Annotated in this window: 26 protein-coding genes; 10 read left to right on the top strand and 16 right to left on the bottom strand. The window is 67.0% G+C overall.

The features are described 5' to 3' along the window. The first annotated feature begins 219 nt into the window (after positions 1-219). The gene (locus ACE2AC_RS19995) at positions 220-870 is read left to right on the top strand and encodes a VPLPA-CTERM sorting domain-containing protein (RefSeq protein WP_375689601.1); all 651 of its coding nucleotides are present in this window, start codon (positions 220-222) and stop codon (positions 868-870) included. A 77-nt stretch (positions 871-947) separates the two neighbouring features. On the opposite strand, the gene ACE2AC_RS19990 is transcribed toward ACE2AC_RS19995, so the two are convergent. The 4 genes from ACE2AC_RS19990 to ACE2AC_RS19975 all read right to left on the bottom strand — a co-directional run bounded on the left by ACE2AC_RS19990 (position 948) and on the right by ACE2AC_RS19975 (position 4,948). After that, a complete protein-coding gene (locus ACE2AC_RS19990; RefSeq protein WP_375689599.1) occupies positions 948-2,045 on the bottom strand; it encodes an alkene reductase in 1,098 nt (365 codons plus the stop codon). Between the two features lie 186 nt (positions 2,046-2,231). Beyond that, positions 2,232-2,912, bottom strand: a complete 681-nt coding sequence (locus ACE2AC_RS19985) for a VPLPA-CTERM sorting domain-containing protein (RefSeq protein WP_375689597.1) — start codon at positions 2,910-2,912, stop codon at positions 2,232-2,234. 370 nt (positions 2,913-3,282) lie between these two features. Then, positions 3,283-4,413: a tRNA guanosine(34) transglycosylase Tgt gene (tgt, locus tag ACE2AC_RS19980; RefSeq protein ID WP_375689595.1), complete on the bottom strand. Its 1,131-nt coding sequence runs from the start codon at positions 4,411-4,413 to the stop codon at positions 3,283-3,285. Positions 4,414-4,465: 52 nt separating this feature from the next. Continuing rightward, positions 4,466-4,948, bottom strand: coding sequence for a ferritin-like domain-containing protein (locus ACE2AC_RS19975; RefSeq protein WP_375689593.1), 483 nt, complete (start codon positions 4,946-4,948; stop codon positions 4,466-4,468). Between the two features lie 171 nt (positions 4,949-5,119). On the opposite strand from ACE2AC_RS19975, the gene ACE2AC_RS19970 reads away from it, so the two are divergent. The 8 genes from ACE2AC_RS19970 (at position 5,120) to tpiA (ending at position 11,152) form a co-directional block, all read left to right on the top strand. Next, positions 5,120-5,905, top strand: a complete 786-nt coding sequence (locus ACE2AC_RS19970) for an enoyl-CoA hydratase-related protein (RefSeq protein ID WP_375689591.1) — start codon at positions 5,120-5,122, stop codon at positions 5,903-5,905. A 112-nt stretch (positions 5,906-6,017) separates the two neighbouring features. Further along, entirely contained in the window at positions 6,018-6,380 is a 363-nt protein-coding gene (locus ACE2AC_RS19965; protein ID WP_375689589.1) for an SUF system Fe-S cluster assembly protein, read from the top strand. Positions 6,381-6,432: 52 nt separating this feature from the next. Then, a complete protein-coding gene (locus ACE2AC_RS19960) occupies positions 6,433-7,041 on the top strand; it encodes a MarR family transcriptional regulator (protein WP_375689587.1) in 609 nt (202 codons plus the stop codon). 61 nt (positions 7,042-7,102) lie between these two features. Beyond that, entirely contained in the window at positions 7,103-7,798 is a 696-nt protein-coding gene (locus tag ACE2AC_RS19955) for a DUF3307 domain-containing protein (protein WP_375689585.1), read from the top strand. Between the two features lie 37 nt (positions 7,799-7,835). Then, positions 7,836-9,518 (top strand): mechanosensitive ion channel family protein, encoded by a 1,683-nt coding sequence (locus ACE2AC_RS19950; protein WP_375689583.1) that lies wholly within the window; start codon positions 7,836-7,838, stop codon positions 9,516-9,518. Positions 9,519-9,580: 62 nt separating this feature from the next. Next, positions 9,581-9,931 (top strand): HesB/IscA family protein, encoded by a 351-nt coding sequence (locus ACE2AC_RS19945; RefSeq protein WP_375689581.1) that lies wholly within the window; start codon positions 9,581-9,583, stop codon positions 9,929-9,931. A gap of 4 nt (positions 9,932-9,935) precedes the next feature. After that, positions 9,936-10,334 (top strand): TfoX/Sxy family protein, encoded by a 399-nt coding sequence (locus ACE2AC_RS19940; RefSeq protein WP_375689579.1) that lies wholly within the window; start codon positions 9,936-9,938, stop codon positions 10,332-10,334. Positions 10,335-10,402: 68 nt separating this feature from the next. Next, positions 10,403-11,152, top strand: coding sequence for a triose-phosphate isomerase (gene tpiA / locus ACE2AC_RS19935; RefSeq protein WP_375689577.1), 750 nt, complete (start codon positions 10,403-10,405; stop codon positions 11,150-11,152). 185 nt (positions 11,153-11,337) lie between these two features. Here the strand turns inward: tpiA and ACE2AC_RS19930 are convergent, their stop codons facing one another. From ACE2AC_RS19930 to ACE2AC_RS19910, 5 genes are all read right to left on the bottom strand, one after another. Further along, a complete protein-coding gene (locus ACE2AC_RS19930; RefSeq protein ID WP_375689575.1) occupies positions 11,338-12,732 on the bottom strand; it encodes a TRAP transporter large permease in 1,395 nt (464 codons plus the stop codon). A gap of 3 nt (positions 12,733-12,735) precedes the next feature. Next, the gene (locus tag ACE2AC_RS19925; RefSeq protein ID WP_375689573.1) at positions 12,736-13,404 is read right to left on the bottom strand and encodes a TRAP transporter small permease; all 669 of its coding nucleotides are present in this window, start codon (positions 13,402-13,404) and stop codon (positions 12,736-12,738) included. Between the two features lie 85 nt (positions 13,405-13,489). Then, complete coding sequence (locus ACE2AC_RS19920) at positions 13,490-14,500, bottom strand: DctP family TRAP transporter solute-binding subunit (RefSeq protein WP_375689571.1); 1,011 nt, start codon at positions 14,498-14,500, stop codon at positions 13,490-13,492. Between the two features lie 219 nt (positions 14,501-14,719). Next, positions 14,720-15,952 carry a sigma-54-dependent transcriptional regulator gene (locus tag ACE2AC_RS19915; RefSeq protein ID WP_375689569.1) on the bottom strand — a complete coding sequence of 411 codons (1,233 nt, stop codon included), beginning with the start codon at positions 15,950-15,952 and terminating at the stop codon, positions 14,720-14,722. After that, entirely contained in the window at positions 15,949-17,694 is a 1,746-nt protein-coding gene (locus ACE2AC_RS19910; protein WP_375689567.1) for a sensor histidine kinase, read from the bottom strand. Before ACE2AC_RS19910 ends, ACE2AC_RS19915 begins: the two co-directional genes overlap by 4 nt. A gap of 57 nt (positions 17,695-17,751) precedes the next feature. Between ACE2AC_RS19910 and ACE2AC_RS19905 the strand changes: the two genes are divergently transcribed. Next, positions 17,752-18,936, top strand: coding sequence for a cytochrome P450 (locus tag ACE2AC_RS19905; RefSeq protein WP_375689565.1), 1,185 nt, complete (start codon positions 17,752-17,754; stop codon positions 18,934-18,936). Between the two features lie 6 nt (positions 18,937-18,942). Here the strand turns inward: ACE2AC_RS19905 and ribD are convergent, their stop codons facing one another. The 7 genes from ribD to dnaG form a co-directional block, all read right to left on the bottom strand. After that, positions 18,943-20,016, bottom strand: coding sequence for a bifunctional diaminohydroxyphosphoribosylaminopyrimidine deaminase/5-amino-6-(5-phosphoribosylamino)uracil reductase RibD (gene ribD, locus ACE2AC_RS19900; RefSeq protein WP_375692144.1), 1,074 nt, complete (start codon positions 20,014-20,016; stop codon positions 18,943-18,945). 41 nt (positions 20,017-20,057) lie between these two features. Continuing rightward, positions 20,058-20,540, bottom strand: coding sequence for a transcriptional regulator NrdR (gene nrdR, locus ACE2AC_RS19895; protein ID WP_375689563.1), 483 nt, complete (start codon positions 20,538-20,540; stop codon positions 20,058-20,060). A gap of 97 nt (positions 20,541-20,637) precedes the next feature. Continuing rightward, entirely contained in the window at positions 20,638-21,060 is a 423-nt protein-coding gene (locus tag ACE2AC_RS19890) for a secondary thiamine-phosphate synthase enzyme YjbQ (RefSeq protein WP_375689560.1), read from the bottom strand. 60 nt (positions 21,061-21,120) lie between these two features. Continuing rightward, positions 21,121-21,444 (bottom strand): hypothetical protein, encoded by a 324-nt coding sequence (locus tag ACE2AC_RS19885; RefSeq protein WP_375689558.1) that lies wholly within the window; start codon positions 21,442-21,444, stop codon positions 21,121-21,123. Positions 21,445-21,546: 102 nt separating this feature from the next. Then, complete coding sequence (locus ACE2AC_RS19880) at positions 21,547-21,822, bottom strand: hypothetical protein (RefSeq protein ID WP_375689556.1); 276 nt, start codon at positions 21,820-21,822, stop codon at positions 21,547-21,549. A gap of 440 nt (positions 21,823-22,262) precedes the next feature. After that, positions 22,263-24,239: an RNA polymerase sigma factor RpoD gene (gene rpoD / locus ACE2AC_RS19875; protein WP_375689554.1), complete on the bottom strand. Its 1,977-nt coding sequence runs from the start codon at positions 24,237-24,239 to the stop codon at positions 22,263-22,265. A gap of 136 nt (positions 24,240-24,375) precedes the next feature. After that, entirely contained in the window at positions 24,376-26,355 is a 1,980-nt protein-coding gene (gene dnaG / locus ACE2AC_RS19870) for a DNA primase (protein ID WP_375692143.1), read from the bottom strand. Positions 26,356-26,430 lie beyond the last annotated feature (75 nt).

The raw sequence follows: 26,430 nt of genomic DNA, 5'->3' as shown, positions 1-26,430 counted from the left end.
AAAGAACACAATCCAAATCACTCGCGGGCACTGTTGGCCCGAGGGAAACAGTTCCCAGCAAATCGTTGTTTCACCATCAATTTTCTTGGAACCTGTCAGGGCCTGTGACTATTATCAGGTAAGATTGCTTGGACCCGATCCGCAATCAGACACAATTTGGACACTTAATTCGGCAGTTTGTCGGTGGGCGGCTGTCGTCACATTTTTGGGGGGTAACCCATGACACTTAAGACCACTGCACTCGCCGTTGCGTTCGGATTTGCCGCTGCTGCGGCAAACGCCGCGACGGTCGGGCTGCTCGACAGCTCGACGAACGGCGTCGGCAACACCGCCGACACCTTTGCCTCCGGCTACTTCGCCGCCACCCCGGACGGGGCAACCTGGTCCAGCGACCCGACCGTTTCGTCGGGCAGCGTTCCGAACTCGTTCAAGTCGCCCTTCGCCAACACGGCGATCGAAGGCACGACGAGCTACTTCGCAGTTGGCGGCGAAAGCGGCGCTGACGGCGCACCGTCGCCGGTGACCCTGACCCTTGCGTCCGCGGTCAACGGCCTGTCGATCCTCTGGGGTTCGATCGACTCGTTCAACACGATCTCGTTCTACAACTCCACCAACACCCTGGTCGACAGCTTCACCGGCGCAGACATCATCGCGATGTTCGGCCTGCCCGGCAAATCGAGCACCTTCGACCAGGTCGCAAAGCTGTACTTCGCGGCTGATGCTGGCGAAGACTTCAAATACATCTCGTTCTCTTCGACCCAGGCGGCCTTCGAGTTCGCTCTGAGCGAAGTTCCGGTTCCGGCATCCGGCCTGCTTCTGGTCGGCGGTCTGGCTGGCGTCGGCGCCCTGCGTCGCCGCAAGAAAGCCTGATCCACGGATCGGGTCACAAAGTTCAGGGGCGCCCGTCGGGCGCCCCTTTTTCATGTCTGGCTGTCCGCTGAGACCGCTCAGGCCGCGTCGGCCTCATCGTAGCGGGGATAGTCGGTGTAACCCTCGACGCCGCCACCGTAATAGGTCTGGCGGTCGCCCTCGGCCAGGGGCGCATCACGCTCCAGCCGCTCGACAAGGTCGGGGTTCGAGATGAACGGACGGCCAAAGGCCACGAGGTCGGCGGCACCGCTGGCCACCGCATCCAGCGCCATATCCCGGTCATACCCGTTGTTGGCCATGTAGGGCCCTTCGAAGAGCTTGCGCAGGGCGGCGATGCTTTCGCCTTCCTTCAGGTCGCGCGAGCCGCCGGTCGCGCCTTCGACCATGTGGAGATAGGCAAGCCCGAACCGGTTCAGCCCTTTGATCGCATGGGTGAAGAGCGGCGTCGGATCCGCGTCGGTGATCCCGTTGGCCGGCGAATAGGGCGACAGGCGCAGGCCGGTCCGGTCGCCGCCGATTGCATCGGTCACGGCTTCCATCACCTCGAACAGCAGGCGGGTGCGGTTCTCGATTGACCCGCCGTATTCGTCGTCGCGGGTGTTCGCGCCGGTCTTGAGGAACTGGTCGATCAGGTAGCCGTTCGCGCCGTGCACCTCGACGCCGTCGAAACCGGCAGCGATCGCCTGTTTCGCGGCATGGGCATAATCCTCGACCGTCGCCTTGATCTCGTCGAGGCCGAGCGCGCGCGGGGTCGAGGTTTCCTCGAACCCGTTCTCGGTGAAGGTCTTGACGTTCGCGGCCACGGCAGACGGGGCCACCGGCGCGGCACCGCCCGGCTGCAGCGAGGTGTGGCTGATCCGGCCGACGTGCCACAGCTGGATGACGATCCGGCCGCCTTCGGCATGGACGGCGTCGGTCACCTTGCGCCAGGCGGCGACCTGTTCGTCGGAATAGATGCCGGGCGTGGCGAGGTAGCCCTTGCCGACCGGCGAGATCTGCGATGCCTCGGTGATGATCAGGCCCGCCCCCGCGCGCTGGCGGTAGTACTCGACGTGCAGGTCGTTGACCTCTCCGGTCACGTTGTCAGCACGGTTGCGGGTCAGCGGCGCCATAACGACACGGTTCTTCATGTCGATGGCCCCTGCGGTGAAGGGTGTGAATAGAGCGTCTGTCATGTCGTCTCCTGTATCGGGTCCCGTCAGCCGGGACGTTCAGGAGAGGTTAGGTGCCGCATCGCAGCGTGCAACCGCCGCGTCGCGGCGCAAGGCGCACGCGACCGCGTCGGTCTGTGCGGCGATGCAGGGCCGCGGACCGGGATCGGGGCGGCAGATGGCCGCCCCGACATGTCTTTCGGGCCGCGATCAGGCTGCCTTGCGGCGACGGCGGGCAAAGCCCAGGCCGCCAAGCGCGGTGCCGAGCAGTAGCGCACCGGCCGGGACCGGAACGGTTGCGGTCAGCGACGCGACGGTGAAGTCGTCGAACGCTCCTTCCGCACCGAACGAGATCGACGTGCCGCTCAGCCCCGACAGGTTCAGCGGGTTCTCGCTCGAGATCAGGAAGCCCGCGATGGTGAGGATGCCGTCGACGTAGACGTCGACATTGTCATCCCCGTCAACGTAGGACGGCGGGAAGCCCGAGAACAGGACCGACGAGAAGTTGACCATCCGCTCGAAGGTGAGCGTCAGCAGGTTGTCGTAGAGGACACCGTCGATGTCGGGGAAGGTCCCGTTCGCCGGACCGACGCCCAGGCCATAGGCGGATTCCGTGACCTGCAGGTTGCAGCTGCCGTCATAGCAGTTCTCGTCACCGTCGATCGTGGTGTAGACCGGCGGGAACGGCCAGACCAGGACCGAGGAGTCGGTGTAGCCCGCCGTCGCCGTGACGATCTTGCCATCGACGGATTTCGTGTAGGGCGTGGCGTGGGTCGTAATGCCGTCGCCGCCAATTCCGTAGTTCCGGAAGTCGTAGGTCGCCGCACCGGCAGTTGCCGCCCCGGCGATAATGAATGCGGCCGCAGCCGCGCAAGTATTCACGAGTCTCATGTTACCCTCAGTGTTTCGCGGCCTTTGAAATCCGACCGCAGCACATTCTTTGAGGAGGCTCCCGCCCGCGTAAACGACAATATGGCGCCAAGCCTTTTCGCCATTTTGCCCTCAATACGCACAGGAATTTCCAATCAGCATGACCCAACGGCAACCCGCTGAAAGCGCGGCCATGTCCGGACAATTTTTTGCCGTATTTCCAACATCTTTCCGCCAGTGTTGCCTAGCACGCATCAAGCAGCCTTCTGGCCAGAAGGTCAGCTAGCGCCATGTTTGAAGGGGTTCGTCACGCCGAAAAAAGTCAGTTTCCAAATCAGAAACTGACGGTCTGTCCGGGCCAATCGACAACGAAACTCGCCCGTGGGCAGAGTCAGATCGGCTCGATATCGCCCTCTGCGCGGCGCGCGTGGAAGTCGGATTCCCATTCCGCGAACCGGCCGGCGGCAATCGCCGCGCGCATGCCCTGCATGATCTCCTGGTAATAATGGAGGTTGTGCCAGGTCAGCAGCATTCCGGAAATCATTTCTCCGGCGCGGAAAACGTGGTGCAGGTAGGCGCGCGAATACTGGCGGCAGGCGGGACAGCTGCAATCCTCGTCCAGCGGGCGCGGATCGTCGGCATGGCGGGCGTTCTTGATGTTGACCTGTCCGCGGCGGGTCCAGGCCTGCCCGGTCCGCCCCGAACGCGACGGCAGCACGCAATCCATCATGTCGACGCCGCGCTTGACCGCGCCGACGATGTCGTCGGGCTTGCCCACGCCCATCAGGTAACGCGGCCTGTCCACCGGCAGTTGCCCCGGCGCATAGTCGAGCACGCCGAACATCGCCTCCTGCCCCTCGCCGACGGCGAGGCCGCCGATGGCATAGCCGTCAAAGCCGATGCCGGTCAGCGCCTCGGCGCTTTCGGCGCGCAGCTCCTCGGTCACGCCGCCCTGCTGGATGCCGAACAGCGCGTATCCCGGCCGGTCGCCAAAGGCGTCGCGCGACCGTTGCGCCCATCTCATCGACAGCCGCATCGAGGTGGCGACCGTCTCTTCCGACGCGGGCAGTGCCGGGCATTCGTCGAAACACATCACGATGTCCGACCCCAGCAGCCGCTGGATTTCCATCGAGCGTTCCGGCGTCAGCTCGTGCTTGGACCCGTCGACATGCGACCGGAAGGTCACCCCCTTCTCGGTCAGCTTGCGCAGGTCTGCCAGGCTCATCACCTGGAAGCCGCCGCTGTCGGTCAGGATAGGATTGTCCCAGTTCATGAACCGGTGCAGCCCGCCCAGCCGGTCGATCCGTTCGGCCCCGGGGCGCAGCATCAGGTGATAGGTGTTGCCCAGCAGGATGTCGGCGCCGGTCGCCGCTACGCTCTCGGGCATCATGGCCTTGACCGTCGCGGCGGTGCCGACGGGCATGAAGGCCGGCGTGCGGATGTCGCCGCGCGGCGTGTGGATCACGCCGGTGCGGGCGCTGCCGTCGGTGGCGTGCAGGTCGAATGAAAAGGCGGTGGTCATGGCCACCGCCTTTAGCCCCAAGTCGCCGGGCGCGCAAATGCGGAAACGCGGCTCAGGCGGCCCGCGCGTTCAACGTGCCCTCGCCCAGTTTGCTCAGCTTGTCGTCGGCGGCATATTTCTGGTCGAGGTTTTCCTGCAGCAGCTTGGCCGCCTCTTCCATCCCCAGCGTGCGGGCCCAGGCGATCATCGTGCCGTAGCGGGTGATCTCGTAGTGTTCGACCGCCTGCGCCGCGGCGATCATGCCGGCGTCGCGGGTATCGCCCTTGTCGGCCTCTTCCATGATCTCCTTGCCCTCTTCGAGGATGCCGTCGATCGCCTCGCAGGTGACGCCCCGCGGCTTCAGGCCAAGCAGTTCGAACACCTTCTCGAGGTTCTCGATCTGGCCCTCGGTTTCCTCGCGGTGATGCTCGAACGCCTCGCGCAGGTCATCCGATGTCGCGTTGCGCGCCATCTTGGGCAGCGTCTTCAGGACCTGCTTTTCGGCATAGTAGATGTCTTTCACGAAGTGCTTGAACAACCCTTCCAGGTCTTTCATTTTCCCGATCCTCCATCCGGAACTGGCAGCGCGGGTCCGCCCCGCGCAGACCTTGCGGAAACCGGCGATCGCCCGGTTGGTTCCCGCCGCGTCCGTGGCGTCGGCCCCGGTTCGCTTGCCAGCGGGATCGCGCCGCGCCATCCTTGCGAAACACCGCAGGAGGAGCCCCCGATGAACCAGATACAACAGCCCGTTCTGGTCGCCCGCGACCTGGCGGACGGCGTGATGACCCTGACGCTTGGCGGTGGCAAGGCGCATCCGCTGTCGCTGGCCATGATCGAGGAACTCACCGCCGCGCTCGAGGCCACGATCGCCGACGACGAGGCCCGCGTGATCCTGCTGCACGGGCCCGGCCCGATCTTTTGCGCCGGTCACGACCTCAAGGAAATCAACCGCCGCCGCGAGGAGGATGCCGATGACGGCGTCGCTTTCCTCGGCACCCTGTTCGACGCATGTGCGCGGCTGATGGTGACGATCGCCGAGGCGCCCAAGCCCACCATCGCCCTCGTCGAAGGGATCGCCACCGCCGCGGGGCTGCAGATGGTCGCCTCCTGCGACATGGCGTTCGCCGCGCCCGCCGCGCGGTTCCAATTGCCCGGCGTGAACAACGGCGGTTTCTGCTCGACCCCCTCGGTCGCGGTGTCCCGCGCCGTGTCGCGCAAGCACCTGATGGAATTGCTGTTGTCGGGCGAACAGTTCGACACCGACTGGGCGCTGAACGCGGGCCTCGTGAACCGCGTCCTGCCCGCCGACCACGTGGTCGAGGAGACCCGCGCCTTTGCCCGGACCCTTGCCGGGCGCAACGCCGGCCCGATCACCAACGGCATCCGCACGCTGAAGGCCCAGATGGATCTGCCCCTGGCCGAGGCCTATGCCCTGTCGCGCGACACGATGATCGGCCACTTCACCGACCCCGTGCGGATGGAGATGGCGCGCGCCAGCAAGTTCGCGAAATAGGCGCGGCGTCGCAGAGACATCCCGCGCCCGTCCCGAAGGGCGCAGCCCCCTGCCTCTGGACCCGGCAGGCCGGATTTCCTATATATCTGGTCAGAAAAGCCGCGAGACCCCCATGACCCAAAGCCCCGAACCGATGGAAGGCGCCCCGCTGATCGCGCCCTCCACCACCGATCACCCGCTCTACGACACTGTCGTGGAAGCCTGCCGCACGGTCTATGACCCGGAAATCCCGGTGAACATCTACGACCTCGGCCTGATCTACACGGTGGACATCTCGGGCGAGAACGAGGTCAAGATCATCATGTCGCTCACCGCCCCCGGCTGCCCCGTCGCGGGCGAGATGCCGGGCTGGGTGATGGACGCGGTCAGCGCCGTGGACGGGATCAAGCAGGTCGATGTCGACATGACCTTCGACCCGCCCTGGGGCATGGACATGATGAGTGACGAGGCGCGGCTCGAACTCGGCTTCATGTGATCGGCAAGCCCGAAAGCTTGCATTTTGGCATGGCAAGTGATATGACTTGCCCATGCAGTTCGCCGTCCTGACCGGAGATTTCGTCGGTAGCTCCGACATGCCGCCCGCCGCGCTCGATGCGGCGATGGCGGCGCTGCGTGCGGGCGTCACCGCGGCAGGCTCATGGCCGGGGATCGAGACCGCGGGTTTTGCCCGTCGCGGCGGCGACGGCTGGCAGGCGGCGCTCTGTCCCCCTGCATACGGGGTGCGACTGGCGCTCTGGCTGCGCGCCCTCTTGCGCCGCAACGACCTGGGCCTGACGCGCGTCGCGCTTTCCGAGGGCGACGGCACCCTGCCCGCCTCGGGCGATCCGAACGCCGCCCACGGACCCGCCTTCATCGCCTCGGGCAGGGCGCTCGAAGGGCTTTCGGGCACACTGCAGATGTCGCATGCCGCCGGTGGCGCCCGGCAGGCCGCCTGCGTGCTGTCCGACCACATTAGCCGCGGGTGGACGCAGGCGCAGGCCCGCACCCTCTGCGAACTGCTGCCGCCCCGGGCGGACACCCATGCCGAAGCTGCCGCCCGCCTCGGGATCAGCCGGCAGGCCGTCGACCAGGCGGCGCGGGCCGCGGGCCTGCCCGCGTTGCTCGCGGCCCTGGACGCCATGGAGCGTGCCACATGATGCAAGCCAATGAACTTGCCACCGACAAAGGCAAGCCCGCAAAGTTGCCCGGAGCCCGCGCATGATCGAAACCGTCGTCGCCCTGCTCTTCGCCCATGTCCTGGCCGATTTCCTGTTCCAGACCAACGCGATGGTGGCGAACAAGCGGCGGCTCCCGGTCCTCCTCCTGCATGTCGCCATCGTCGCCGGGCTGAGCCTGGCGGCACTCGGCGGCAGCCCGCTCCTGATCCTCGGCGTCGCGCTGGCCCACCTCGTGATCGACGCCATCAAGGTGCGCCTCCTGCCCGACACGCTCACCGTCTTCCTGCTCGACCAGGCGGCCCACGTGGCGGTGATCCTCGCCGCCGCTTGGTTCGCCCCCGACGCCTTTGCAACCGGTCTCTGGGGCGCGATGCCGCCCGATCTGATCCGGGCCGAGGCGGCGGTGACCGGTCTGATCCTGGCGACCTTTGCCGGCGGACCTGCCGTCGGCCTGCTGATGCGCGGATACGACAGCCCCGCCTTCCCGGACGGATTGCCGAACGGCGGACGGATGATCGGCCTGCTGGAACGCACCCTGATCGTGCTGCTGGTGATGGTGGGGGAACCCGCGGGCATCGGTTTCCTCATCGCCGCCAAGTCGATCCTGCGCTTCGACATGGCCTCGGAAAGCCGGGTGGCCGGGGAGTATGTCATCATCGGCACCCTCGCCTCCTTTGCCTGGGCGCTGGTGATGGCCTTCGGCACGCAATACGCGTTCACCCTCCTGCCGGGCTGAGCGGGGAACCACCCCGCCGCGGGCGCGTTTGGCCCGCATGACTGCGATCAAGGTCCCGATGTTGCAACGGCTGGCCGCCGTCCTGCTGTTCTGCCTGCTGGCGGCCCTGCCACGCATCGCGGCGGCGCAGGATGCCTCGGCCGAATGGTACGAGATCGACCGGCTGAACCCCGGCCTGCCCTCTCCATCCCAGCAGATCTTCCGCGACACGCCGCAAGCGACGATGGAAAGCTTTCTCGCCCTCGCCCGCGCGGGGCAGTACGCCGACGCGGCGCACCTTCTCGACCTCGGGGCGCTGCCCTGGGCGGACCAGGAACAGGCCGGCCCGGCGCTGGCCGAGATGCTGGAAACCATCATGGACCGACGCGTCGTGGTGGACTGGTACTCCCTCCCCGACGTGCCCGACGCGGTCGAGGCCAACCCCTCCGCCGACGATCCCTTCGGCGCCAAGCCACGACGCTCGATCCGGCTCTGGATCGTCGACCTCGACAATCGCCCCGTGTCGATCCGGCTGAACCGGGTGAAGCCCGGCGAGACCGAGCCGGTCTGGGTGTTCTCGCGCCAGTCGGTCGAGAACCTGCCGGGCCTCTACGACATCTACGGGCCGTCCGAACTGGAGAAGGCCCTGCCCGAGGCGCTGCGCGACAAGGGGCTCTGGGGACTGCGCGTCTGGGAAATGATCGGCCTGCCCCTTCTGATCATCGCCGCCGCGGGCATGGGCTGGCTTTTGCACGCCACGCTGACCCGGATCGCCCGCAGCCAGCGGAGCGAGACGGCGACGCTGGTCATCCGGTCGTTGCGCAAGCCGCTGGTGATCTTCGCGATCACCTTCCTCGTCGGCACGATCACCGCCTCGGTCTTTGTCTTCTCGGGCCGGATCTCGGCCGTGCTGTCGCCGCTGGTCATCGTCGGCTACGTGCTGGCGGCGATGGTGCTGCTGATGAACGTGGTCGACGCGGTGCTCGACCAGCTGGTGGTCAAGCAGGGCGAGGACCTGTCGTCGAAGGAACAGGAACAGCGCCGAGGCCTCGCCACGCAGGTCACGGCCTGGCGGCGGGCGATGATCGTGGTGATCTTCATCGCCGGCACCGGCTTCGTGCTCGCCTCCGCGAACGTGTTCCGCACGCTGGGGTTCTCTCTTCTCGGGACGGCCGGGATCATCACCGTGATCCTGGGCTTTGCCGGGCGCGACGTGCTGTCGAACATCCTCAGCTCGATGCAGATCGCGCTGAACCAGTCGGCCCGGATCGGCGACACGATCCTCTTCCGCGACTACTGGTGCGTGGTCGAGCGGATCAACTTCACCTACGTCCAGCTGCGGGTCTGGGACCGCACCCGCCTGATGGTGCCGGTGCGCGAATTCGTGGCCGAGCCCTTCGAGAACTGGACCGCGATGACCCCGGAGCTGCACCGCGTGATCAAGCTGCGGCTCGGCCATGGCGCCGATGTCGAGCGCCTGCGGGAGGCGTTCTATGCCATCGCCCTCGACGCCGACCAGGGCGACATGTCCGACGATACCGAGGCACTCTGCGTCCGGGTGGCGGACCAGGACAGCATCGGGATCACGGTCTGGTTCATCCTGCCCTGCAACGACGCCAACACCGCCTGGACCTTCACCTGCCGGGTACGCGAACGGCTGCTGGCCGAGATCGCCCGCTGGGACGAAGAGGCGGACAAGCCCCGGTACCTGCCCGAGATCCCGGTGAGCGAGGCCGCCTGACCCCCGCTTGAGCCGCCGCGCGCGCCGCCCTATATTGGGACCTGAGACAAAGGAGTTTCGCCATGTTCGGCATTCCCGGCAAACAGGCCGTCACCATCACCCCGGCCGCCGCCACGCAGATTTCCAAGCTGATGGGCCGCGACGGCCACGAGGGGCTGCGCATCGGCGTCAAGAAGGGCGGCTGCGCGGGCATGGAATACACCATGGAATACGTGACCGAGGTCGACCCCCATGACGAGGTGGTCGAACAGGACGGCGCGCGGGTGATGATCGCACCGATGGCGCAGATGTTCCTCTTCGGGACCGAGATCGACTACCAGACCTCGCTGCTGGAAAGCGGGTTCAAGTTCAACAACCCGAACGTGGCCGAAGCCTGCGGCTGCGGCGAATCCATCAAGTTCAACGAGGCCTGAGGCCTTGGCCGTCGACCCCGAGTTCGTCGAGCATGTGCTCGACCTGTTCTCGGGGCTGGGGCCGCTGCGCACCGGGCGCATGTTCTCGGGCGTCGCAGTCTACGCCGAGGAGGACGCGATGTTCGCGATGATCTCCTCCTCCCAGACCGTCTACATGAAATCCGACGACGCCACCCGCCCGGCCTACGAGGCCGCGGGATCCGAGCCGTTCTGGTACAGCCGCGCCTCGGGCGAGCGGCAGGTCACCTCGCTGATGACCCTCCCGGAAAGCGCGATGGACGACGCCGGAGAAGCACTGGACTGGGCGCGGCTGTCGATGGGGCCGGCGCGCGACGCGGCCGCGAAGAAACGTGCCGAAAAGGCACGCAAGGCAGCGCGGAAGGCGGCGAAACCCGCCGGGTGACACGGCCGGCCTTGACGCCCGCCCCCGGCTCGGAAATGGTCGCCACCGGTCATTGAGAGGGAGCGGTGATGCGCAGGAAGCTTGCGGCAGGAAACTGGAAGATGAACGGCCTGCGCGCGGGGCTCTCCGAGATGCAGGCCCTGGCCGAGGCACATGCCACGCCCACGGTCGATATCCTGCTCTGCCCGCCCGCCACGCTGATCGCCCCCGCGCGGGTGACACTGGGCGGCAGCCCGATCGCCCTCGGCGGACAGGACTGCCATGCCGAGACCTCGGGGGCCTTTACCGGCGACGTCTCGGCCGAGATGCTAAAGGATGCGGGTGCCCGCGCCGTGATCCTCGGCCATTCCGAGCGGCGCGACCTGCACCGCGAGACCTCGGAAGAGGTGCGGCTGAAAGCCAATCGGGCGCAGGCGGCCGGCCTGATGACGGTGATCTGCCTCGGCGAAAGCGCCTTCCAGCGCGAGGCGACGAACACGCTCGACATCATCGGCGCGCAGCTCTCGCTCTCGGTGCCCGACAGTTCCACCGGCGAGAACCTCGTCGTGGCCTACGAACCGATCTGGGCCATCGGATCGGGCCAGGTGCCCTCGCCCGAGCAGATCGGCGAGGTGCACACCTTCATGCGCGCGCGGCTCGAGCATCGGTTTGGTTCGGGCGTGGGGCGGTCCGTCCGGCTGCTCTACGGCGGCTCGGTCAAGGGCGAGAACGCGGCCGAGATCTTCTCGATCCCCGACGTGGACGGTGCGCTGGTCGGCGGCGCAAGCCTGAAGGCCGCAGACTTCTCGCCCATCGTGACGGCGCTGGAAGAGGCCTGACGGCCTGCGGCGGGCCGAGCCCGCCGCGCAGAAGGGGGGCCAGCCCCCCTCTTGCACAGCCAGGCTGTGCAATTCACCCCCGGGATACATTGACCAGAGGAAGGCAGGGGCGAGCCCCCGCTTGGTTGGTGCGAGACCACTTCTGCCGGAGGGGTCGCGGGCGCGCGCGGCGCCCGCGGTTTCCGTCACTTCACGATCAGTTCCGGACCCATCATCAGCGTCGGCAGCCAGGTGCTGAGGATCGGGATGTAGGTCACCATGACGAGGAAGATGAAGAGCACGCCGAGGAACGGCAGCGCCGCCTTCACCACCCGCATCATCGGCATCCCCGCCACGCCGGAGGTGACGAAGAGGTTCAGACCCACCGGCGGCGTGATCATCCCGATTTCCATGTTCACGACCATGATGATGCCGAGGTGGATCGGGTCGACGCCGAGCTCGATCGCGATCGGGAAGACCAGCGGCGCGACGATGACCAGGAGGCCCGAGGGTTCCATGAACTGGCCGCCGATCAGCAGGATCACGTTCACGACGACCAGGAACATCACCTTGCCGAAGCCTGCCGAGAGCATCGCCTCGGCCACGTGCTGCGGGACCTGTTCGTCGGTCAGCACGTGCTTGAGGATCAGCGCGTTGGCGATCACGAACATCAGCGTGACGGTCAGCTTGCCCGCCTCGAACAGGGTGCGGCGGGTGTCGGGGTGCCAGATGGCGCTGACCAGGGCGACCGGCTTCTGCAGCAGCGTGAGGTTACGCTCGTCTCCGGGCGTGCTGAGCGGTCCCATGTCGCGGTAGATGAAGACCGCCGCGATGAAGGCATAGACGGAGGCGACGGCCGCGGCCTCGGTCGGGGTGAAGATCGCGCCGGTGATGCCGGGGATGCCGTAGATCCCGACCATGATGATGACGATCAGCATCAGCCCCCAGAAGGCGCCGCGGAACGAGGCCCAGATCTCGCCCCAGCCCTGCCATTCACCGGCGGGCATGTTGCGGACACGCGCCATGATCCAGATCGCCAGCATCAGCATGCAGCCCGCCATGATCCCCGGGATCACGCCGCCGAGGAACATCCGTCCGACCGACACGTCGGTGGCGGTGGCATAGACCACCATCACGATCGAGGGCGGGATCAGGATGCCGAGCGTGCCGGCGTTGCAGATCACGCCTGCGGCGAAATCCTTGGTGTAGCCCGCCTGGGTCATCGCGGCGATGACGATGGAGCCGATCGCCACCACGGTCGCGGGCGAGGAGCCCGAGAGCGCGGCGAAAATCATGCAGGCGAAGACGCCCGCGATGGCCAAGCCGCCGCGCAGGTGGCCGACGCAGGCGATCGAGAAGCGAATGATCCGTTTCGCCACGCCGCCCGTCGACATGAAGGACGAGGCGAGGATGAAGAACGGGATCGCCAGCAGCGTGTAGTGCCCGACGAAGGCCTGCATCAGCGTCTGTGCGACAGAGGCCAGCGAGGTGTCCGAGAACCACAGCAGGAACAGGATGGAGGAAAAGCCGAGCGACACGGCGATCGGCACGCCGATCAGCATGAAGCCCACGACCATGACAAAGAGAAGCAGGACGTCCATGGATCAGAGTTCCCCGCGCTGTTCGCGCACTTCGTTGATTTCGTCCTCGACCTCGTGGCTGGCCACCAGCCGGTCGAGCTTGCCCTGCCAGATCAGGATGGCGGCCTGGATGAAGCGGAAGAGCAGCAGCGCCATCGACAGCGGCAGGACGATGTAGGGAATGAACCGCGGCATCTTCTCGTAGGGATCGCCGTCGTTCATCGCGTCCTCGAGGAACGTGAGGAACCAGGGGTTCGGGATGTCATTGACCTCGTACCAGGCCTTGGGCCGGAAGCTTTCCTCGAAACCCAGCGGGAACCAGCGGCCCTCGGTCTGGGGCAGGTTGGCGAAGTTGGCCCAGTAGTCCCAGGCGCCCTTCAGCAACAGGACCGAATAGGCGATGCAGACCGCGACCGAGAGCAGCGCCAGGACCCGGCGCACCGAGGGGCGGGAGAGCTCGATGAACACGTCGACGCCCAGGTGCGCGCCCTTCTTGACGGCGTAGGACGCGCCGAGCAGCACCATCCAGCCGAAGAGGAAGACGGTGGTTTCCAGCGCCCACAGGATGTTGGCGTTGAAGATGTAGCGCGCCACCACGTTGGCGAACGTGATGACGGTCATGATGCCGAGGATGCCGCCGATCAGCGTTTCCTCGATGCTGTCCATGAACGATTGCCCGGGTGCCGGATGCATGGCCTCTCCCCCTCAGGTGGCGTCGCGGGGGCGACGGGCCTGGCGCCCGCGCCCCCGCTGCTGCGTGTCTAGCCCGTTACAGCTATCACAGGCCGGCGTTGATCGCCTGGGCCGCGTCGATGTTCTCCTGACCGACGTCTTCCTTGAACTGCTCCCACACGGGCTTCATCGCATCGACCCAGGCCTGGCGCTGGTCGGCGTCCAGTTCGCGGATCTCGCCGCCGGCATCCAGGATCGCCTGGCGGGCTTCCATGTCGACCTCGTTCACCGCCGCGTTGCGTTCGTCGGTCACCTCGTTGAGGATCGTCGTGAACTGCTCGCGGGTTTCGGCATCGAGGCTGTCGAGCCAGTCGACCGAGGCGACGACGAGGTAGTCGATCACGCCGTGGTTGGTTTCGGTCGTGCCGTCCTGCACCTCGAAGAACTTTTGGCCGTAGACGTTCGACCAGGTGTTCTCCTGCCCGTCGACGACGCCCTGCTGGAGCGCGCCGTAGACCTCGGAGAAGGCCATCTTCTGCGGGCTGCCGCCGATCGCTTCCATCTGCGCGACGAGCACGTCGGACGGCTGCACGCGGAACTTCAGGCCCTTGGCGTCGTCGGGCATGATCAGCGGCTTGTTGGCCGACATCTGCTTCATGCCGTTGTGCCAGTAGCCGAGGCCCTGCAGGCCGCGCTTCTGCATCGAGTCGAGCATCGCCTGCCCGGTCTCGGATTTCTGGAACGCGTCGACCGCCTCGATGTTCTTGAACATGAAGGGCAGGTCGAACAGGCGGAACTGCTTGGTGAAAGTCTCGAACTTCGACAGCGACGGGGCGGCCAGCTGGACGTCGCCCTGCAGCATCGCCTCGAGCACCTTGTCATCGTCGTAGAGGGTGGAGTTCGGGTAGACCTCCATGCAGGCCTTGCCGTCCATCTCTTCGTTGACGCGGGTCTTCAGCAGCTCGGCCGCGATGCCCTTGGGGTGCTTGTCGGTGTTGGTGACGTGGGCGAACTTGATGACGGTTTCGCCGGCATCGCAGCCCATCGTGTCCGCCGAAGCAGCATAGGCGGTCGCGGACAGGGCCAGTGCCGTGGCGGCAGTGGTCAGGAATTTCATCGGATATCTCCTCCCGAATGCATCAATTCTCGGGCGTTGTGCCCTTGGGCGGAACTATGCCGCGCCCACGAATCGTCACAAGGCCGTCATGCGGCAAGCCGATAAATCGCTCTTAATTGTTTATTATCAATAACTTGATCGGAATTCAAACAAATCTCGCACACCTGTCCGTGCGGGATTCCACACGCCCGGCTCAGGCGCTGTGCGAGAATCCGCACACTATCGGAAATCCTCGGGTTTCAGCCCGTAGCGCGCCAGCTTGTCGTAGAACGTCTTGCGCGGCAGTTTCAGCGCCTGCGCGGCGGCGCTGGCGTGGCCGTCGTGGCGGCGCAGCGCCGCCGCCAGCAGCGAACGTTCGACCTGCGCCATCTGCTCGGCCAGGCCCAGGTCGGCGCCGTCCTCGCGCCGGTCGGCGTCGTTCATGCCCAGAACGAAGCGCATCGCCTCGCTCATCAGTGCGCGCGCGTTGCCGGGCCAGTCGCGGGCCATCAGGGTGGCGGTCACCTCCTCGGTGATCTCGGGCGCCGGCAGCCCGGCCTGTTCGGCCGCCTGGGCGACGTACTGGCGGAACATCACGGGAATATCCTCGGGACGCTCGGACAATGCCGGGATCCGCACCCGCATCACGTCGAGCCGGTAGTAGAGGTCGGGGCTGAAGGCGCCGGTCTCGACCGCCTTGGCGAGGTCGGTGGAGGTGCCGGCGATCAGCCGCGTCGTGGCCCCCTGCTCCAGCCATTCGGTCACCGCGAACTGGGTGTCGCGCGGCATCGCCGCCACCTCGTCCAGGAACAGCGCACCGCCCTCGGCCTCCTTGCAGGCGGCCTCGAAGGCCTCGCGGGTCAGGCCCGCGGCCGGGCGCTTGACGAAGGACCGGCGCGCGGCGGCCGACATCAGGTGCAGGACCTCGGCGATCTTGGAGATCCCGCCGCCGGGGGCAGAGGTGATCAGCACCTCGGCCCGCGCGGCCCCGGCCTGGCGCACCTGGTCGCGCAACCGGTTCGACATCTCGGACGAGCCAAAGATCAGCCGCGCCGCCGGGTCGCCGGTTTCCAGCTGCGCCTTCAGCCGCCGGTTTTCCAGCACCAGCGCCCGCGTCTTCAGCGCGCGTTCGATCACCGGCAGCAGGTCGGCGCTGGCGCAGGGCTTTTCGAGGAACCCGAAAGCGCCCTGCTTCATCGCCTCGACCGCCATCGGGATGTCGCCCTCGCCGGTCAGCAGGATCACCGGCAGCTCGGCGTCGACCTCCTGCGTGTAAGTCAGCAGGTGGAATCCGTCGCGGCCCGGCATCCGGATGTCCGACAGGATGACGCCGTCGAAAGCCGGGGTGATGTGATCCTTGGCCTCGACGAAACTGGCCGCGCGGTGCGGCGTCAGGTCGGCCAGTTCCAGCGTCTGGCCAAGCGCCTCGCGCACGGCGGCGTCGTCATCGACCAGCAGCACGCGACGGATCATGCCGCCACCTCCCCGCGCCAGGGCTCGAGCTCGACCGAGAACTCGGCGCCGCCGCCCTCGGCATTGCGGCCGCGGATGTCACCGCCGAAGCTCTGGACAAGCCCGTACGAGATCGACAGGCCCAGCCCCATGCCCTCGGAGGCGCCGACTTCCTTCGTGGAATAGAACGGATCGAAGATCTTCTCGGGCGCGTCGATCCCCGGCCCGGAATCGCGGACGCGGATCACCGTGCGGGTGCCCTGTTCGACCCGGACCACCAGCGATTTCTCGGCCGCGCCCGACATCGCGTCTGCGGCATTGCTGATCAGGTTGACCAACACCTGCCCCAGCCGCACCTCGCCGCCCATGGCCCAGACCGGACGGCCCGGCGTGACCCAGTCGACGCGCACGCCCTCCTTGGCCAGCCGCGCCTCTGTCATTTCGAGCGCGGTTTCCACCGCGGCCACCACGTCGATCCGGCGCACCGGTTCGTTCTCCTGCCGGGCAAAGGCACGCAGGTTGCGGATGATGCGGCCCATCCGCCCCGCAAGCTCCGCGATCCGGCGCAGGTTGCCCGCCGCCGCATCTGTCTTGCCCCGTTCGAGGTAGAGCGCGCCGTTCTCGGCAAACTGGGAAATCGCCATCAACGGCTGGTTCAGCTCGTGGCTGATGCCCGCCGACATCTGCCCGAGGGCCGACAGCTTGCCCGCCCGCACGAGGTCCTCCTGCGCGCGTTTCAGCGCGGCCTCGGCCTCCTGCCGTTCGGCGACCTCGCGGCGCAGCATCAGGTTCGCGCCCGACAGTTCCGCCGTGCGCGAGGCCACGCGGGTCTCCAGCATGGCGTTGGCCTGTGCCAGCACGCGCCGCCGGTCGAAGGCGTAGAAGAGGAGCGCGGCCACCGCGAGCCCGACCAGCGCCACGACCGCCGCCTGCAGCGCCGCAAGGCGCCGCGCCGGGGCCACGTCGACCAGCGCCTCGGCCATCATGCCGATCTGCGGCAGCTCACGTTCGAGGTGCAGGCCCGCCTTCGGCAGGTAGGGTCCCCAGTCTGTCAGCCACAGCTCGTGGTCGCCGCTCAGGTCACGGCGGAAAGCGGGCACAGGCCCGACCTCGGGGCGCAGGCCGACCTCGGCGCTTTGCCAGAACAGGATCTCGGACCGGTTGGAGATGAAGACCATGCCGCCATCGTCGGTGAACCAGACCGCCGGACGGTCGCCGCGCCATTCGCGTTCCAGCGCCTCGACATCGACCGCGACGACCAGCACGCCCTCGACCCCGCCACCCGGGGCAAAGCGCGGTGCAGCGACGTAGAAGGCGCGCGTCCCGATCGCGGGCTCGATCCCGTGCCCGACGCCAAGCGCCCCCTCGTGCGCCCGCGCCACGAAGTCCGAGGCCAGCAGCTCCGCCACCGCCGCCGAGGGCGGGAAATGCGCGGCCGCCTGCACGGTGCCGTCCATGCCCAGGGAGATCACGTTGAGGACCGAGGTGCGGTCGGCCGCATGCAGCAGCACCCGGTCGGCCCGCGCGACCTCGGGCGCCTCGAGAGCCGGGTGCACCGCCATCAGCACGGCCAGGTCGCGGTAGCGCTGCAGCTGCCCGGTCAGGCGGTCGGCGGCCAGGGCCAGGTCGGCCTCGCCCCGCTGCGCCAGCCCGTCCAGCGCCTGCAGGTAGCCGAAGCGCCATACCCCCGCGGCCAGCGCGCCAACGGCGGCCAGCACGGCGAGCGCCCCAAACCCGCGCCGGATGACGGTTCCCCTCGACATGACGGCAACTTACCGGTGGCCCCTTGCCTTGGGAAGCCTGCCGGAAGACAAGGTGCCATGACGAGCCTCAGCCAATCCCCGACCGATCCGGATTTTGTCCAGAACCCTTACCGCTTCTACGCCGACGCCCGCGCGCAGGGCGCGATCCACCACTGGCAGGATTACGGCATGCCGGCCGCGTTTTCCCACGCGGCGGTGATGCACTGCCTCAAGGATCGGCGACTGGGTCGCGAGGCACCGCCCGAGAACGCGCCGGTCATCCCCGAACGGCTGAAGCCTTTCTACGACATCGAGGCGCATTCGATGCTGGAGCTTGAGGCGCCGCGTCATCCCCGCCTCCGGCGGCTGGTGCTGTCGGCCTTTACCTCGCGCCGGATCGCCGGCCTCGGCCCCGAGATCGAGGCGCTCTGCCACGACCTGATCGACCGGTTCCCCGAAGGACCGTTCGACCTGATCCCGGCCTATGCCAACCGCATCCCCGTGATCGTCATCGCCCGCCTGCTTGGCGTGCCCGAGGACATGGCCGATGACCTTCTCGGCTGGTCGAACGCGATGGTGGCGATGTACCAGGCCCGCCGCACGCCCGAGATCGAGGCGGCGGCCTGCCGGGCCTCGACCGAATTCGCGGACTTCATCCGGGCCTATGCCGAGGAACGGCGCAGCACGCCCGGCGATGACCTGATCACCGAGCTGATCGCCGCGGAGGAAGACGGTGAGAAGCTGTCGACCGAGGAACTGGTCTCGACCTGCATCCTGCTGCTGAACGCGGGGCACGAGGCGACGGTCCACGCCACGGGCAACGGGGTGAAGACGCTGCTGGAACAGGGCATGGGGGCCGAGGTGCTGGGCCCGGACCAGATCGCCGGCACGGTCGAGGAAATCCTGCGCTACGACCCGCCGCTGCACATGTTCACCCGATGGGTCTACGAGGATGTCGAAGTTATGGGGCGCAGCTTTGCGCGTGGGGACCGGATCGCCCTGCTCCTTGGTGCGGCGAACCGCGACCCGCAGGTCTGGGACGCACCCGAGGTGTTCGACCCGGCCCGCCCGGTCAAGACCAACGCCAGCTTCGGTGCGGGGGCGCATTTCTGCGTCGGCGCACCGCTCGCGCGGCTGGAAATGCAGATCGCGCTGCCGGTGCTCTTCGCGCGATGCCCGGAGCTGCGACTGGCCGAGCCGCCGGTCTATGCCGATCTCTACCATTTCCACGGGCTGGAACGGCTGATGGTGACGGCGGGCTGACCGCGCTCAGGCGTCCTTGTCCCAGACGTGCAGCAGGTCGGGGCCGATCGCGCGCACCTCGCGCAGCGTGAAACGCGGCGCCTCGGCCAGCCGGTCGAGGCCAAGCGCCCCGATGGCGGGCCGTCCCTCGGCGCCCAGCACCAGCCCCGCCGTCATGCCGATCACCTCGTCCACGAGGTCGGCCTGCAGCAGCGACGCCGCCAGCGCCCCGCCGCCTTCGCAGAAAACGCGCGTCAGCCCCGCCTCGCCCAGTTCCTGCAGCACCGCCGCGGGATCAAGGCTGCGCCCCGCAAGCGCACATGGGATCAGCTTTGCGCCCAGCCCCTCCCAGGTCTTGATCCGCTGCGGATCGGCGTCGGGCCCGTGGCACAGCCAGACCGGCACCTTGCGCGCGGTGCGGGCCAGAACGCTCATCAGCGGCAGATCGAGGTGGCGGGACACCACCACGCGCACCGGTTGATGCGTCACGCCCATGTCGCGGACGGTGAGCGAGGGATCATCGGCCCGCGCGGTGCCCGCGCCGACCATCACCGCGTCGTGCCGCATCCGCATGGCGTGGACCAGGCGCCGCGCCTCGGGCCCGGTGATCCACTTGCTCTCGCCCGTCGCGGTGGCGATCCGGCCATCGAAGCTCGACGCCAGTTTCAGCGTGACAAAGGGGTGGCCCAGGTCGGTGCGGCGGAAGAACCCCGCATGGTCGCGCGCGGCCTCTTCGGCCAGAACGTCCGTCGTCACCTCGATCCCCGCGTCGCGCAGGCGGGCAAAGCCACGGCCGGCGACACGGGCATCGGTATCCTCGAGCGCGGCCACGACGCGGGCCACCCCGGCCCGGACCAGCGCATCGGCGCAGGGCGGGGTTTTTCCGTGATGGGAACAGGGTTCGAGGGTGACGTAGGCGGTCGCGCCGCGCGCGGCGTCTCCGGCCTGCGCCAGCGCCACGACCTCGGCATGGGGCCGGCCGCCGGGCTGGGTCCAGCCGCGGCCGACCACCCGGCCCTCGCGGACCAGCACACAGCCGACCGCCGGATTGGGCCAGGTGCGGCCCATATTGCGCCGGCCCAGCGACAGGGCCAGCCTCATGTAGCGGATATCGTCCTGGGCCCCGGCCATCGCCGGGCGCCTCAGCTGTCCTGCTCCTGCTCGGCCGCCTTGGCGGTCGGGCGCAGCTCGCTCACGAACTTGTCGAAGTCGTCGGCGGCCTGGAAGTTCTTGTAGACCGAGGCGAAGCGGACATAGGCCACGGTGTCGATCCGGGCCAGCGTCTCCATCACGATCTCGCCGATCGTCTTGGAGGGGATGTCGGTTTCGCCCAGGCTTTCCAGCCGTCGCACGATGCCCGAGATCATCTGGTCGATGCGTTCCGGCTCAACCGGGCGTTTCTGCAGGGCGATGCGGATCGACCGCTCGAGCTTGTCGCGGTCGAAATCCTCGCGCCGGCCGTTCGACTTGATCACGACGAGGTCGCGCAGCTGCACGCGTTCGTAGGTGGTGAACCGACCGCCGCAGGCCGGGCAGAACCGCCGCCGCCTGATCGACACGTGATCCTCTGCCGGCCGGGAGTCCTTAACCTGCGTATCGACATTGCCGCAAAACGGACAGCGCATCGTCCAAATCCTTATTTTTCATACCTGCCCGTGGGGTTGGACCCCACTTGTCCACAGCCACTATAGGAGGTCCACAGGGTTTTGGGTAGGCCCCTTTTCAGCCACCGAGATATGCCGCGACCTGCCTGCGATGTGGCGCGGTCCGGTGCTCGAAAAGGTAGATGCCCTGCCATGTGCCCAGCACCGGACGGCCGCCCGACACCGGGATCGACAGCGACACCGGCAGCAGCGCGGCCTTGATGTGGCCGGGCATGTCGTCGGGGCCCTCGTAGGTATGGGTAAGGTAGCGCATCGACGGGTCGTCCGAAGGCGGCACCAGCCGATGCAGGAACGCGGCAAGGTCGGTCCGGACCTCGGGGTCCGCGTTTTCCTGAATGAGAAGCGAGGCCGAGGTGTGGCGGACAAATAGCGTCAGAAGGCCGCTTGCGATGCCCTGCTCGGCGACCCAGTCGCACACGTTCCCGGTGAACTCGTAGAGCCCGGGCCCGCGTGTTTCCATCGTGAAGACTGTCTCTGCCATGCGGTCCCGCCCCTGTCCGGGCTCGACCCTAGCGTGGCGCGGCGCGTCCGCAAACCCCGGTCAGGGGCGGGCAAGCTGCTGGTAGAGGCCCTGGGCATGCACGGGGATCACCGCGCAGGTCGGGCCGTACCCCACGGGCACCTCGGGCAGCGGTTCACCGAACCCGGCCGAGGCCGACGGCAACTCGAACGCCCAGGCAACGAGGCCCGCGCAATCCTGCAGGCGGTCCGGCGCGACCTCGATCCGAACGGCGTCCGTCGGGATCACGTTGCGCAGGATGTCATCGGAAGGTTCGTTCGCGGCAAGCGGCGTGGCCAGAACGGTTGCGGTGGCGACGGCCAGGGCGCAGGTCCGGAACGACGATGTGTGAAGAGCGAAGCGCATGAACTCCCCCTGTGGCTCCGAGCTTAACGCCACGGGGAGAGTTTGGTTGCATCGAAATGTCGTGAACAGGCGGCAATCCGCCCGAACCCGGGGCGGAGTGCCCTACTCTGCCTGGCAACGCACGGTCGGCGCGTCGGCGGGGTAGTCCACCCGCACGGCCGAGACCTGGGCCGGATCGACCGGCATCTGCATGACGTTGATCAGGGTCGCGATGCAGCGGCCCAGGTCCTGCGGCGGGACGTAAATGACGATCTCGTTCGCGGACTGGCCCGGGGTCGGACTGTAGAGGCCATCGACCGGCAGGGTCGAGTAAGCGGCCCAGGCCGCAGAGGCGGTGACGAGTGAGACGAGAGTAACCAGCGTGGCAGCGCGGCGCATTCCTGTTTCTCCTTGCTGGGGTTTCTAACGATTTGGTCCTGAAAAAAGTTTCGAATCCGCCCCCAAAGCGGAGACCCAAATTATCACTGCCCCAAGGTCACCGCATAGTCGGGTAATCCATACCGGCTCGGATGTGATGCAGAAACGCTGCGCCTTGTTGGCTGCCTCGCACAGCTGGAGAAAACCGCCTGATTTCAAGGGCTATGGCGCACAGAACGGGTCCCGCGGGAACTGACGCGAACGTCAATTCCGAGGGCGAGATCCGGGATTGAGAAAGTGCCGTCAAGCCCGGCACGTCGCCGCATTATCCACCGATGCGCGAACAATATTCGAGTTTCTGCAGAATTGTCCCCGAATCGGAATTCGGCGCCGGTGTGCATTCCATCGCCCCAAACGAAAACCGGGGCCGCTGGGGCCCCGGTTGTCATCACCTGTCGGTCTTACTGGTCGAGGAACGACCGCAACTTGCGCGACCGGCTCGGATGCTTGAGCTTGCGCAGCGCCTTCGCCTCGATCTGACGGATACGTTCGCGGGTCACGCTGAACTGCTGGCCGACTTCCTCCAGCGTGTGGTCGGTGTTCATGCCGATGCCGAAACGCATCCGCAGAACCCGCTCCTCGCGCGGGGTGAGGCTGGCCAGAACGCGGGTCGTGGTTTCCTTCAGGTTTTCCTGAATGGCCGACTCGAGCGGCAGGATGGCGTTCTTGTCCTCGATGAAATCGCCCAGCTGGCTGTCTTCCTCGTCCCCAATCGGGGTTTCGAGAGAGATCGGCTCCTTGGCGATCTTCATCACCTTGCGCACCTTCTCGAGCGGCATCTGCAGCTTCTCGGCCAGCTCTTCCGGCGTCGGCTCGCGGCCGATTTCGTGCAGCATCTGGCGGCCGGTGCGGACCAGCTTGTTGATCGTCTCGATCATGTGGACTGGGATCCGGATCGTGCGCGCCTGGTCCGCGATGGATCGGGTGATCGCCTGCCGGATCCACCACGTCGCGTAGGTCGAGAACTTGTAGCCGCGGCGGTACTCGAACTTGTCGACGGCCTTCATCAGGCCGATGTTGCCTTCCTGGATCAGGTCGAGGAACTGCAGACCGCGGTTGGTGTACTTCTTCGCGATCGAGATCACGAGGCGGAGGTTCGCCTCGACCATTTCCTTCTTGGCCTGACGCGCTTCCTTCTCACCCTTCTGGACCTGCGCGACGATGCGGCGGAATTCGGTGATGTCGAGGCCGACGTACTGGCCGACCTGCGCCATGTCGGCGCGCAGCTCCTCGACCTTGTCGGTCGAACGCTCGATGAACATCTGCCAGCCGCGGCCCGATTTCTCGCCCATCCGGTCCAGCCAGTTGGGGTCGAGCTCGTGCCCGCGGTACTCGTCGACGAATTCGCGACGGTTGATGCGGGCCTGGTCAGCCAGCTTCACCATGGCGCTGTCGATCGACATGATCCGGCGGTTGATGCCGTAGAGCTGGTCGATCAGCGCCTCGATCCGGTTGTTGTGCAGGTGCAGCTCGTTCACCAGCTTCACGATCTCGGAGCGGAGCTTCTGGTACCGCTCCTCTTCCTTGGCCGAGAAGCTGCCGTCCTCGTTCAGCGTGGCGCTGATCCGGCTGTCCTGCAGTTCCGACAGGAGCACGTAGTCGTTGGCGATCCGGTCGAGCGTCTCGAGCACCCGCGGCTTGAGCGCGGATTCCATCGCGGCCAGCGACATGTTGGCCTGGTCATCCTCGTCCTCGTCATCCTCGCGAGCGATCGGGTTGCCGTCGGCGTCGAGCTCGGGTTCGTTCGCGTCCCGCTTGGGGGCGGACGACACGTTGGCGGCCACGACGGGTTCATCGTCGTCTTCGCCCATCGTGTTGCCGAACGTGGTCTCGAGGTCGATGACATCGCGCAGCAGGATGTCTTCGTTCAGAAGTTCGTCGCGCCAGATGGTGATCGCCTGGAAGGTCAGCGGGCTTTCGCAGAGCCCGGCGATCATCGTGTTGCGCCCGGCCTCGATCCGTTTGGCGATGGCGATCTCGCCCTCGCGGCTCAGCAGTTCGACGCTGCCCATCTCGCGCAGGTACATGCGGACGGGGTCGTCGGTGCGGTCAAGCTTCTCGTTCCCGCCGGCCGAGACGGCCACGTCGCGGTTCGAGGAGGTTTCGACCACGGCGGTCGATTTGCCTTCCTCTTCCTCGGCTTCCTCGTCCTCGATGATGTTGATGCCCATCTCGGACAGCATCGACATCACATCTTCGATCTGTTCCGAGGAAACCTGGTCCGGCGGCAGGACCTGGTTCAGCTGGTCATAGGTGATGAACCCCTTTTCCCGCGCCTCGGCGATCATCTTCTTGACCCGGGCCTGGCTCATGTCGAGCGAGACTTCGGTATCCGACTCGTCGGTTTGCGGGGTGTCGTCGGTGTCCTTGGCGGCCATGCGAGAAGCTCCTGCTCAGGTGCCGGGTCGTGCCGGAAGCGCGAATCACATTGATTGATCCGAATCATTAGCGCGATTCGCCGCGCCGCACACCCGTTTACCCTTTTTTCTTTAGTGTTTCCTCACCAACCGCGGCCTATTTGCGCGGTTTGGAAAAGCGAATCGCCTCGAGGAGGCTGTCGAAGGCCTCTCTCTCGGCACGATTGATTCGAGCGCCATTGTCGCCCGTGTCGTATTCGGCGCGGTCCTCCCCGAACCCACGGCCCGCGGAATTGCGGGCTTCTGCGGCCTGCGAAAGACGCCATGTCACCGCCTCGTCGGCCTGGCCCTGCATCTCGTCCTCGGCCTCTGCGATCTCTGCGGCAAGCCCCCGCGACGCCTGCAGTTTCGCCAGTTCCTCGGCCAGGCAAAGGCGCGCGGCCTCGGCATCTCCGGGCCGTCGCACGGGGGGTGTGAGGGCCACATGGGGATCGGCCAGCAGGCTTTCAAGCGCCCCCTCGCCCGCCGTGCGTGAAATTTCGGCGCGCAGGCGGTCGCCGCCGTCGTGGCCGTAGGCCAGCACCGTGTGCAGGATCGTGGCGTGCAGCGTGTCGCGGCATTCCAGCCGTTCGAGCTGGCTCTCGAATTCGCCGAAGACCTCGGGCGTCGACACCAGCGCGGCGACGATCACCGCCTCGCGCAGGTGGTCCTCGGCCCCCTCGCCCGCCGCCACGAGGCGCGAACTGCGTGTGCTGGGCAGCGCGGGCGTGATGACCCCGGCGGTGCCCTTGCCGCGGCCACCCGGCTTCCAGTCCCGCTTCCATTCGCCCTGGGCCTTCGGCTTGCGACGGAAAAGCTGCCACTTCAGGTCCTTCAGCGCATCCTCGTAATGCCGCCGCAGCCCCTGGTCGGTGATGTGGCCAACCCGGTCCGCCAGCGCCTTGTCGAGCGCCGCGCGCCGTTCCGGGCTGTCAAAGGTCTTGCCCTCGGTCTCCTGCCGCCAAAGGAGGTCGACCATCGGCATCGCCCCGTCCAGGACGCGCTGCATCGCCTGCGCCCCCTCGGCGCGGATCAGGTCGTCGGGATCCTTGCCCTCGGGCATCAGGGCGAAGCGCAGGGATTTCCCGGCCTCCAGCAGCGGCATGGCCAAGTCGATCACCCGGTAGGCCGCGCGCAGCCCGGCCTTGTCGCCGTCGAGGCAGACGATGGGCTCGGGCGCCACGCGCCACAGCATCTGCAACTGGTCCGCCGTCACCGCCGTGCCGAGCGGGGCGACCGCGCCGCCGAACCCGGCCTCGCTCAGCGCGATGACGTCCATGTAGCCCTCAGCCAGGATCAGCGCCGCGCCCTTGCCCGCCGCCTCGCGCGCCGGGCCGAGGTTGTAGACCGAGCGGCTCTTGTCAAAGAGCGGCGTCTCGGGCGAGTTGTAGTATTTCGCCTTGGCGTTCGGGTCCATCGCGCGGCCGCCGAACGCGATGCAGCGCCCGCGCCCGTCGCGGATCGGGAACATGATCCGGCCCCGGAACCGGTCATAGGGCGTGCCGCCACCGTCGGGGACCGCGCAGATCCCCGCCTCGATCACCAGTTTCGCGTCGATCCCCTGCCCGGTCAGCGCCTGGAAGGCGCCCTGCCGGACGTCTGGGGCGAAGCCGATCTCGAACCGGTCGATTGCCTTGCGATCCAGCCCGCGTCGTTCGAGGTAGTCGCGTGCCGCCGCAGCCGCCCCGGTGCCAAGCTGCATCCGGTAATGACGCAGCGCGGCCTCCATCACGTCGACAAGCTGCTTGCCGCGGTCGACCTTTTCCTGCGCCCTGGGATCACGCGCGGGCATCGGCATCCCGGCGTCGCGGGCCAGGATCTCGACCGCCTCCATGAAGTCGACATTCTCGGTCTCCTTCACGAACGAGATCATGTCGCCCTTCGCATGGCATCCGAAGCAGTAGTAAAACCCCTTCTTGTCATCCACATGGAACGACGCGCTTTTTTCTTGGTGGAAGGGGCACGGTGCCCACCAGTCCCCGCGCGCCTGGTTCGACTTGCGCATGTCCCACATGACCTTCCGGCCGGCCACCTGGGCCAGCGAGGTGCGGGTGCGCAGTTCATCCAGGAATCCGGGGTAAAGCCATCGGGAGAATATACGGGGATTCGTGCCGAGGGGGCCAGATGGCTTGCACCCGGCCCCCTCATTTCTTCCCTGTCGGACTGGCCGTCT

This window comes from Pseudooceanicola sp. LIPI14-2-Ac024 (assembly GCF_042188925.1).
In the GTDB taxonomy this organism is placed as follows: domain Bacteria; phylum Pseudomonadota; class Alphaproteobacteria; order Rhodobacterales; family Rhodobacteraceae; genus Pseudooceanicola.
The sequence above is the reverse complement of the archived record's forward strand: the minus strand, read 5'-3'. Positions and strand labels throughout refer to the sequence as shown.

What these genes read in the sequence shown, in the direction of transcription:
- ACE2AC_RS19965 (WP_375689589.1), top strand. Translation starts at nt 6,018, where the DNA reads ATGACCCAAAGCCCCGAACCGATGGAAGGCGCCCCGCTGATCGCGCCC.
- ACE2AC_RS19925 (WP_375689573.1), bottom strand. Translation starts at nt 13,404, where the DNA reads ATGCATCCGGCACCCGGGCAATCGTTCATGGACAGCATCGAGGAAACG.
- ACE2AC_RS19950 (WP_375689583.1), top strand. Translation starts at nt 7,836, where the DNA reads ATGACTGCGATCAAGGTCCCGATGTTGCAACGGCTGGCCGCCGTCCTG.
- ACE2AC_RS19885 (WP_375689558.1), bottom strand. Translation starts at nt 21,444, where the DNA reads ATGCGCTTCGCTCTTCACACATCGTCGTTCCGGACCTGCGCCCTGGCC.
- ACE2AC_RS19975 (WP_375689593.1), bottom strand. Translation starts at nt 4,948, where the DNA reads ATGAAAGACCTGGAAGGGTTGTTCAAGCACTTCGTGAAAGACATCTAC.
- ACE2AC_RS19955 (WP_375689585.1), top strand. Translation starts at nt 7,103, where the DNA reads ATGATCGAAACCGTCGTCGCCCTGCTCTTCGCCCATGTCCTGGCCGAT.
- ACE2AC_RS19930 (WP_375689575.1), bottom strand. Translation starts at nt 12,732, where the DNA reads ATGGACGTCCTGCTTCTCTTTGTCATGGTCGTGGGCTTCATGCTGATC.
- ACE2AC_RS19905 (WP_375689565.1), top strand. Translation starts at nt 17,752, where the DNA reads ATGACGAGCCTCAGCCAATCCCCGACCGATCCGGATTTTGTCCAGAAC.
- ACE2AC_RS19880 (WP_375689556.1), bottom strand. Translation starts at nt 21,822, where the DNA reads ATGCGCCGCGCTGCCACGCTGGTTACTCTCGTCTCACTCGTCACCGCC.
- rpoD (WP_375689554.1), bottom strand. Translation starts at nt 24,239, where the DNA reads ATGGCCGCCAAGGACACCGACGACACCCCGCAAACCGACGAGTCGGAT.
- ACE2AC_RS19945 (WP_375689581.1), top strand. Translation starts at nt 9,581, where the DNA reads ATGTTCGGCATTCCCGGCAAACAGGCCGTCACCATCACCCCGGCCGCC.
- ACE2AC_RS19990 (WP_375689599.1), bottom strand. Translation starts at nt 2,045, where the DNA reads ATGACAGACGCTCTATTCACACCCTTCACCGCAGGGGCCATCGACATG.
- tpiA (WP_375689577.1), top strand. Translation starts at nt 10,403, where the DNA reads ATGCGCAGGAAGCTTGCGGCAGGAAACTGGAAGATGAACGGCCTGCGC.
- ACE2AC_RS19970 (WP_375689591.1), top strand. Translation starts at nt 5,120, where the DNA reads ATGAACCAGATACAACAGCCCGTTCTGGTCGCCCGCGACCTGGCGGAC.
- tgt (WP_375689595.1), bottom strand. Translation starts at nt 4,413, where the DNA reads ATGACCACCGCCTTTTCATTCGACCTGCACGCCACCGACGGCAGCGCC.
- nrdR (WP_375689563.1), bottom strand. Translation starts at nt 20,540, where the DNA reads ATGCGCTGTCCGTTTTGCGGCAATGTCGATACGCAGGTTAAGGACTCC.
- ACE2AC_RS19995 (WP_375689601.1), top strand. Translation starts at nt 220, where the DNA reads ATGACACTTAAGACCACTGCACTCGCCGTTGCGTTCGGATTTGCCGCT.
- ACE2AC_RS19915 (WP_375689569.1), bottom strand. Translation starts at nt 15,952, where the DNA reads ATGATCCGTCGCGTGCTGCTGGTCGATGACGACGCCGCCGTGCGCGAG.
- ACE2AC_RS19960 (WP_375689587.1), top strand. Translation starts at nt 6,433, where the DNA reads ATGCAGTTCGCCGTCCTGACCGGAGATTTCGTCGGTAGCTCCGACATG.
- ACE2AC_RS19910 (WP_375689567.1), bottom strand. Translation starts at nt 17,694, where the DNA reads ATGTCGAGGGGAACCGTCATCCGGCGCGGGTTTGGGGCGCTCGCCGTG.
- ACE2AC_RS19890 (WP_375689560.1), bottom strand. Translation starts at nt 21,060, where the DNA reads ATGGCAGAGACAGTCTTCACGATGGAAACACGCGGGCCCGGGCTCTAC.
- ribD (WP_375692144.1), bottom strand. Translation starts at nt 20,016, where the DNA reads ATGAGGCTGGCCCTGTCGCTGGGCCGGCGCAATATGGGCCGCACCTGG.
- ACE2AC_RS19920 (WP_375689571.1), bottom strand. Translation starts at nt 14,500, where the DNA reads ATGAAATTCCTGACCACTGCCGCCACGGCACTGGCCCTGTCCGCGACC.
- ACE2AC_RS19985 (WP_375689597.1), bottom strand. Translation starts at nt 2,912, where the DNA reads ATGAGACTCGTGAATACTTGCGCGGCTGCGGCCGCATTCATTATCGCC.